Source organism: Sphingomonas sp. (assembly GCF_019242355.1).
GTDB lineage: Bacteria > Pseudomonadota > Alphaproteobacteria > Sphingomonadales > Sphingomonadaceae > Sphingomicrobium.
The window spans coordinates 1-6,630 of the sequence record NZ_JAFAVR010000152.1 but is presented as its reverse complement, the minus strand read 5'-3'; the positions used below and the strand labels follow the sequence as shown (position 1 = coordinate 6,630).

Sequence of the window (6,630 nt, the reverse complement as noted above, 5' to 3'; positions counted from 1 at the left end):
CCGGGCCCGGCCGTTGCGCTCGCGAACAGCTTTCGCCGCGGCGACCGTCTGCGCGCGATGGATGCGCCGGCGCAGGGCTCGCTCCTCTGCTCCCGCCCACGGTGCGAACACGTCGACCGGCGTGAGTGGACTGTCGGACAGGCGACTCATTTCGCTCGCGCCTTCCGGTCCTCGGCGTCGAGCGCCGCGCCGGCTTCAAGCAATGCCGCGGCGGCTTCCTCTTCCGAACGAAACGGCGCCAGGTAGGCGACGAACTTTCGCTCGCCGACGCGACCGGTGAGATGGTGCGCGCCGGGATCGATCGCCGCCCATAGCTTGCCATGCTGCGGATGGGTGCCGGTCAGATACCGGCTCATCCGACGTCTCCTTGGTCGACAATCCCCAACCGGAGCTCGTCGCGAAGCTCATGGGCGTAGCCTCGCGCGGCTTTGATGGTGGCCAGCTCCCGGCCGAAATGACGCCCGTCGGGCAATGCCGGCTCCACGCGGACGTCAAACCCGGCTCCGAAGGGCTCGGGCGAGATGACGATCGCGCGCTCGGAAGCGGAGCGGACCGCGATGGCCGGCGCCGGTCGGCTGTGCTCTCGACGCGGCTGGAAACGGCCCCTCATGCTGCGAGTCCCAGCTCGGCGGTTCGGAACCAGTGCTCGGCCAATATCCGCGGTGGTGGTAGCAGCGCTTGAGCGGGCGAGCGCCAAGGGCTATAAAGGCCGGGTCCGTTTGCTTGGTCGCCAATGGATTTGAGCGCCGCCCCTGATCCGGGCGGCGTTCTCTTATGTCTGCTGTTCATCCTTGCCTCCATCATGGGATGACCGGCGCCTCTCGACGCGGGATCGTTCGAACCGGCGGCAGCTGCGCCAGTAAGCGGCGCGCATGGCGAGCAGGCGGTTCTTGCCTCGCTCCTCAAGCCAGCGCGTCACGGTGGTTCGGCGGGCTTGATACCAAGCCTCACACGCGAGCCTGCCTCGCTCGACCAGGATCACGTCGAAGTCCTGGGGTGCGGGTCGCTTGTAAACCGAAGCCATCACGCAACCTGGCGCTCGGCGATCCGCTGATCGAGCCACGCGCGCAGCTCGCTTTCCCGCCACGCGACGGCTCGCACGCCGATCCGCACGGGCTTGGGGAAGGTGCCGGCCGCCATGTCGGCATAGATCCGGGTCGTCGACCGGCAAGTGAGGTCGCGGACCTCGGGAAGTCTCAACAGCTGTTCCATCGTCCTCTCCGCAGCAGGCGGGTTCAGACGGCAATTTGCGCATTGTTGCGGGAAGACGGTAGGTTTAAGCTATACACTTAATGAGCAAAGGCGCCGGCCATGTCATGCGAGCGATCTTGCAGGTCGTCGACGGAGAGCCCGATCGGTCTTTCGACGTCGACGAGCTTTGCCGGCGCGCTTATCCGGACGTCGCCGCGATTGAGCTGAAGCATCGACAGGCCGTGATTCGAGCATTGCGAAGGATGGTGCCGCTTCGGTCGGACCTCGGTCTCAGGGCCGACGGCTATCGACCGGGAGCCCGCGGTACGCGGCTGCTGGTTGTTTACCGGCTGGGCAATCGAAAGGCGCTTGCGCATTCCGAGAGCAGGACCTGGGACAGCTGGTATGAAGCCAAGCAGGCCTCAGAGCGCTAGGCCTGCAAGTGCTTCCGTCGCGGCATGGCGCACCAAGTGGCCGTAATGCTTTTCGATCATCTCCGCGCTCGTGCCGCTGATTTGAGCGACCGTCAGCAGCGGCAGCCCCGACGTCACCAAGTCGGTAATCGTGCTGTGCCGAAGCGTATAGGCCGTGACACCGGCCGGCAGCTTCACCGCTATCGCTGCCTCAGCGATCGGATCATTCCAAGTCTCTTTGTCCCACGCCTTGCCATTGCTTCGCGTGAAGAGCGGTGCGGCGGGCAGCTTGTCCTTTCCGGCCTTGGTGAACAGCACCGCCGCCACTGCGGGCACGAGGATCCGGCGCCCGTTCCCCGCTTTGTCCTTCCCGATGGTCAATTCGGAAGTGCGCTTGTCGAAGTCGCCCGCGGTGAGCGCAGCAACCGCACCCGGGCGAAGTGGCAGCAGGCAAAGGGCGCGAACGAACGGCTCCGCTTCGCTCCCGATCGCGTCCACCAGGCAGCGGCGCTGATCGCGATTGAGGTATAGCGTGCGCCGCTTCACGGCATTCTTGACCGGCCTGAGCGGCTCCTGCCAAGCGGCCTCGGTGTTTGGAGCGCCGAGAGGAAGGACGCCGCCGAGTGCTGTCCGCAGCACCGCCATGTCGCGATTGAGTGTCGCCGGCGACCGGGCGCGCGTGATCGGCTCACCCTTCTTCCGACGCGAAACGAGGGCAGGCGTTTCCTCGAGACGAGTTCGCCAAGCCGCGATGTGCGACCGGCGCAGCTTCGCGAGCTTCACCTTGGCGATCGGATCGGAATAGACGTAGCGCTTGAAGCGAGCTTCCGCATCGCTGCGCGTCTTGCCGAAGCGTTCGCAGGCATCCTGGACGGTCTCGATCTTCTCGTCCGTGACGCTGCCCCGATCGACCTCGCTGGCGAACGCCTCCGCCGCGGCCTTGGCTACCGCGAAGCGCTCGTTGGCCGGCTTCTCGCCGAAGCTGCCCAGGGCTTTGAGGCGGTATCCCCGCTTGGACTCATCATAGGCGCGAGCGATCCATGTGCCGGCGCCGCCTCGAGCGGCGACTCGGAAGCCCATGAAACAGCCCGGCCGCAAACGCTGCCAGTGCGGCTCGCGCCGCGGCTTGAGCGACTCTCGATCCTTGACGCGACTGAGATCCAGCATGATTCTCGTCTCCGCTCAGCAGCTCGACCTGCGGCACCCGATTGTACGGAATGGAATACGGAAAACCTAGCGGAAATTTGTGGAAACTCGCGGTGCCTAAAATCTGCCAATTGCGAGAGAAACGGGAACTGGCGGAAAGCCAATTCTCCGCAATCGCACTGCAGAGGTCAGGGGTTCGATTCCCCTCAGCTCCACCAGCTTGCAAGCCTGATGCGGGACGGGCCCGGATGCTGGTGACGGCCGTTCAGCATGGGTTACGCCGCCGAGACGGATGAGGCGCTGATGCTGTTCATCATCCTGGCCTATCTTGGCGGCGTCCTGACGATCCTCAGCCCCTGCATCCTGCCGGTGCTTCCCTTCGTCTTTGCTCGCGCAGGCCGAAGCTTCGCGCGCAGCACGCTGCCGATGCTTGTCGGGATGGCGCTGACCTTCGCGGTCGTCGCGACGCTGGCGGCTGTCGGCGGCGGCTGGGCGGTGCGCGTGAACGGGATCGGGCGTGCCGTCGCGCTCGTCCTGCTTGCGGTGTTCGGGCTGACCTTGCTGTTCCCGGCGCTGTCGGATCGAATGACGCGTCCGCTGGTCGCGCTCGGCTCGCGCCTGTCGGAACGCAACCAGGGGGAGCAGGAGAGCATCTGGTCGTCGGCAGTGCTCGGCGTTGCGACGGGCTTGCTCTGGGCGCCATGCGCGGGGCCCATCCTCGGCATCATCTTCACCACTGCCGCTATTCAGGGGGCGAGCCTCAATACGACCTTCCTGCTGCTCGCTTATGCGCTCGGGGCGGCGACTTCGCTGGCGCTGGCTCTCCTGGTCGGCGGCAAGCTGTTCGCGCGGATGAAGAAGTCGCTGGGTGCAAGCGAGCGCATCCGGCAGGCGCTCGGAGTGCTCGTCCTAGTCGGCGTCGCAGTGATCGCGACCGGCCTCGATACGCGGGTGCTCGCCAGGCTGTCGAGCGCGCAGACCGCCGGGATCGAGACCGATCTCGCGCGCAAGCTCGGCCTCGGCAACCAGATGGCGGAGAGTGCGACGATCAGCGACCGGAGCGGGCGGCTCGTGCTTCCGGTGGAAGGCCGGCTCCCGTCGCTCGGTGGCCTCGGCCCCTGGATCAACAGCGAGCCGCTGACCGCTGCTCAGCTACGCGGCAAGGTCGTGCTGATCGACTTCTGGACCTACAGTTGCATCAACTGCCTGCGGACCCTGCCTTACCTGAAGGCGTGGGACGACCGCTATCGCAAGGACGGGCTGGTCATCATCGGCGTGCACGCGCCCGAGTTCGCGTTCGAGCGCGACCCCGGCAATGTGCGTAAGGCGGTGGCCGACCTCGGCATCCGCTATCCGGTCGCGCTCGATAACGGCTACATGCTTTGGAACGCGCTGCACAACAGCTACTGGCCCGCTCACTTCTTCATCGATGCTGAGGGCCGCATCCGCTACCATCATCACGGCGAGGGCGAGTATGATGTGTCGGAGCGCGTGATCCGGCAGTTGCTCGCCGAGGCGGGCCACGCTCCCGCTGGAGCGACGGCAGCGATCCGGGCCGCCGGCACCGAAGCGGCGGCCTCGGGCCAGGTGCGCTCGCCCGAGACCTACATCGGCTATTACCGGGCTGAGCGCTTCGCCTCGCCCGGCCGGCTGATGCACGACAAGGCGACCGCTTATGCAGGCGCGCCGCTGACCTTGAACCAGTGGGACCTGCAAGGGCGGTGGATCGACCAGAGGCAGAGCGCGCGGTCGCTCTCGGCCGGAGCGCGCATCGACTTCCGCTTTGCCTCACGCGACCTTCACCTGGTGCTGGGCTCGGCGAGCGGAAAGCCGGTGCGGTTCCGGGTGCTGCTGGACGGCAAGGCGCCCGGCGCGGATGCAGGGATGGATGCCGGTGCCGACGGCACGGGGCAGGTGACGGGCCAGCGGCTCTACCAGCTGGTGCGGCAGAAGGGCGCGGCGCGCGAGCGAACCTTCACCATCGAGTTCCTCGACCCGGGGGCCGAGGCCTTTTCCTTCACTTTCGGCTGAGCGCCTCAGGCCTGGCCGGACCGCATTGCGTCGAGCTGCGCGGCGATCCCCTCGGCCTCCCGAGACCCCGGAGTCGCGGCGAAGATCGTATCGTCGCCGCAGATCGTGCCCACGATTCCCGCAAGCTCCGCCTCGTCCAGCGCGACCCCGACGAGGTGAGCCGAGCCCGGCGGCGTCCTGATGACGACGAGATTTCCCGCGACCGCGACCGACCGCGCCCAGTCGCGCAGAACGGTCGCCACTCGCGAGCGGCCGCCCGGCCGATCGGTGTCGGGGAGCGCATAGCTCAGCCGCCCGTCGTGGCGGACCTTCACGGCCCCGAGCTGCTCGAGATCTCGGGAGACCGTCGCCTGGGTGACTGCAAATCCGAGGCCTGCAAGCTGCTCCGCGACTTCCTCCTGGCTTGCGGGCCGGTGCTGCCGGATCAGGTCCGCGATGGCGCTCCGGCGGTGGTCGGTGCTTCGACTCATATAAACTCTTATGCAGAAACTTGCATGATTATGCAAATCCGCCGATAGGGCGCGCCCTCATGATTCGGACGGCCATCCTCGGAGCCTCGGGCTATGTCGGCGGCGAGCTCTTGCGCTGCCTCGCCGCGCATCCGGCGATTCGCGCGACGAAGGTGTTCGGCGACAGCCGGGCGGGGCAGGCGGTCGGCGCCGTCCACCCGCATCTCGCTCCCGTTTGCGAAGCGTTGGCCATCGAGCGCTTCGAGGAGACCGGGCTGGACGAGCTGGACCTCGTCTTCGCCGCGCTCCCCCATGGGCACAGCCAGCGCATAGCCTCCGCCATCCTGGCGCGCGGCATCCCCTTCGTCGATCTCGGCGCCGACTTCCGCCTCGACGACGCCGAGACCTACGAGCGCTGGTATGGCCACGCCCACGAAGCGCCCGCGCTGCTCGACCGCTTCGTCTACGGAATCCCCGAGATCAACCGGGTTGCGATCCGAGGCTCAAAAGCGGTCGCCGCGGCCGGCTGCTACGCGACCGCGGCCATCCTCGCGCTCAAGCCGCTGATCGACGCTGGCCTCGTCGACCCCCACAGCCTGGTTGTCGACGCGGCCTCCGGAGTCAGCGGCGCCGGCCGAGAGCTCAAGGAGTCGAGCGCGTTCAACACCGCCGCCGGCAGCCTTTCCGCCTACGGCCTGCTCGCTCATCGGCACACGGCCGAGATGGAGATGGCGCTCGGCGGGACATTGCTGTTCACGCCGCACCTGGCGCCGATGACGCGCGGCATCCTCGCGACTTGCTACGGCACCGCGCCGGCGCCGTGCGACCCGCTGCAGGCGCTGCACGCCGCCTATGACGCCGAGCCGTTCGTCCACGTGACGCCGGAGCCGCCCGCCACCAAGTGGGTAAGCGGCTCCAACGGCGCGCGAGTCACGGCCTGCTACGATGAGCGCACCGCCCGCGTCCTGGCGCTCTGCGCGATCGATAACCTCGGCAAGGGCGCCGCTGGCCAGATGATCCAGTGCGCCAACCTTATGCTCGGTCTCGACGAGAGCGCGGGCCTTTCCCCGATCGGAGTGTATCCATGAGTGTCACCGCGGCCGAAGGCTTCGTCGCATCCGGCTGCCACGCAGGCATCAAGCGGCGCCGGTATGACATGGCGCTGGTCGCGACCGAAGATGGGGAGGCGGTCCCGTGCGCCGCCGTATTCACCCAGAACAGGTTCCCGGCCCCGCCCGTCGAGCTGGGCCGAGCGACCCTGAAGGCGAACGGCGGCCGGGCGGCGGCCGTCATCGTCAATTCGGGCAACGCCAATGCCGGCACCGGGGCGGCGGGCTACAAGGACGCGCAGCTGATGGCGGCGGCAGCGGGCGAGGCATTGCACGTCCCCAATTCCGACG

Annotated in this window: 9 protein-coding genes and 1 tRNA gene; 5 read left to right on the top strand and 5 right to left on the bottom strand. The window is 67.5% G+C overall.

Going from position 1 to position 6,630, the window contains the following annotated elements; all coding sequences use genetic code 11:
* Positions 1 to 146: 146 nt before the first annotated feature.
* The 3 genes from JOZ79_RS07565 to JOZ79_RS07555 all read right to left on the bottom strand — a co-directional run bounded on the left by JOZ79_RS07565 (position 147) and on the right by JOZ79_RS07555 (position 1,200).
* Positions 147 to 356 (bottom strand): hypothetical protein, encoded by a 210-nt coding sequence (locus JOZ79_RS07565; RefSeq protein ID WP_294072741.1) that lies wholly within the window; start codon positions 354 to 356, stop codon positions 147 to 149.
* Entirely contained in the window at positions 353 to 610 is a 258-nt protein-coding gene (locus JOZ79_RS07560) for a hypothetical protein (protein WP_294072738.1), read from the bottom strand. The genes JOZ79_RS07565 and JOZ79_RS07560 overlap by 4 nt, the downstream gene beginning before the upstream one ends.
* Positions 611 to 1,023: 413 nt before the next feature.
* The gene (locus JOZ79_RS07555) at positions 1,024 to 1,200 is read right to left on the bottom strand and encodes an AlpA family phage regulatory protein (protein WP_294072735.1); all 177 of its coding nucleotides are present in this window, start codon (positions 1,198 to 1,200) and stop codon (positions 1,024 to 1,026) included.
* A 92-nt stretch (positions 1,201 to 1,292) separates the two neighbouring features.
* Here JOZ79_RS07555 and JOZ79_RS07550 point away from each other — a divergent pair, with 92 nt between their 5' ends.
* Entirely contained in the window at positions 1,293 to 1,625 is a 333-nt protein-coding gene (locus tag JOZ79_RS07550) for a hypothetical protein (RefSeq protein ID WP_294072732.1), read from the top strand.
* Here the strand turns inward: JOZ79_RS07550 and JOZ79_RS07545 are convergent.
* Entirely contained in the window at positions 1,614 to 2,771 is a 1,158-nt protein-coding gene (locus tag JOZ79_RS07545) for an integrase (RefSeq protein ID WP_366514805.1), read from the bottom strand. The two genes, JOZ79_RS07550 and JOZ79_RS07545, sit on opposite strands and share 12 nt — an antisense overlap.
* A gap of 124 nt (positions 2,772 to 2,895) precedes the next feature.
* Between JOZ79_RS07545 and JOZ79_RS07540 the strand changes: the two genes are divergently transcribed.
* Positions 2,896 to 2,968 (top strand) — tRNA-Ala (locus tag JOZ79_RS07540).
* A gap of 52 nt (positions 2,969 to 3,020) precedes the next feature.
* Complete coding sequence (locus tag JOZ79_RS07535; protein ID WP_294072729.1) at positions 3,021 to 4,781, top strand: cytochrome c biogenesis protein DipZ; 1,761 nt, start codon at positions 3,021 to 3,023, stop codon at positions 4,779 to 4,781.
* A gap of 5 nt (positions 4,782 to 4,786) precedes the next feature.
* On the opposite strand, the gene JOZ79_RS07530 is transcribed toward JOZ79_RS07535, so the two are convergent.
* Positions 4,787 to 5,251 (bottom strand): arginine repressor, encoded by a 465-nt coding sequence (locus tag JOZ79_RS07530; RefSeq protein ID WP_294072727.1) that lies wholly within the window; start codon positions 5,249 to 5,251, stop codon positions 4,787 to 4,789.
* 59 nt (positions 5,252 to 5,310) lie between these two features.
* Between JOZ79_RS07530 and argC the strand changes: the two genes are divergently transcribed.
* Complete coding sequence (argC, locus tag JOZ79_RS07525; RefSeq protein WP_294072724.1) at positions 5,311 to 6,318, top strand: N-acetyl-gamma-glutamyl-phosphate reductase; 1,008 nt, start codon at positions 5,311 to 5,313, stop codon at positions 6,316 to 6,318.
* On the top strand, positions 6,315 to 6,630 hold a 316-nt coding region (locus JOZ79_RS07520), incomplete at its 3' end, for a bifunctional ornithine acetyltransferase/N-acetylglutamate synthase (RefSeq protein WP_294072721.1). The genes argC and JOZ79_RS07520, both read left to right, overlap by 4 nt.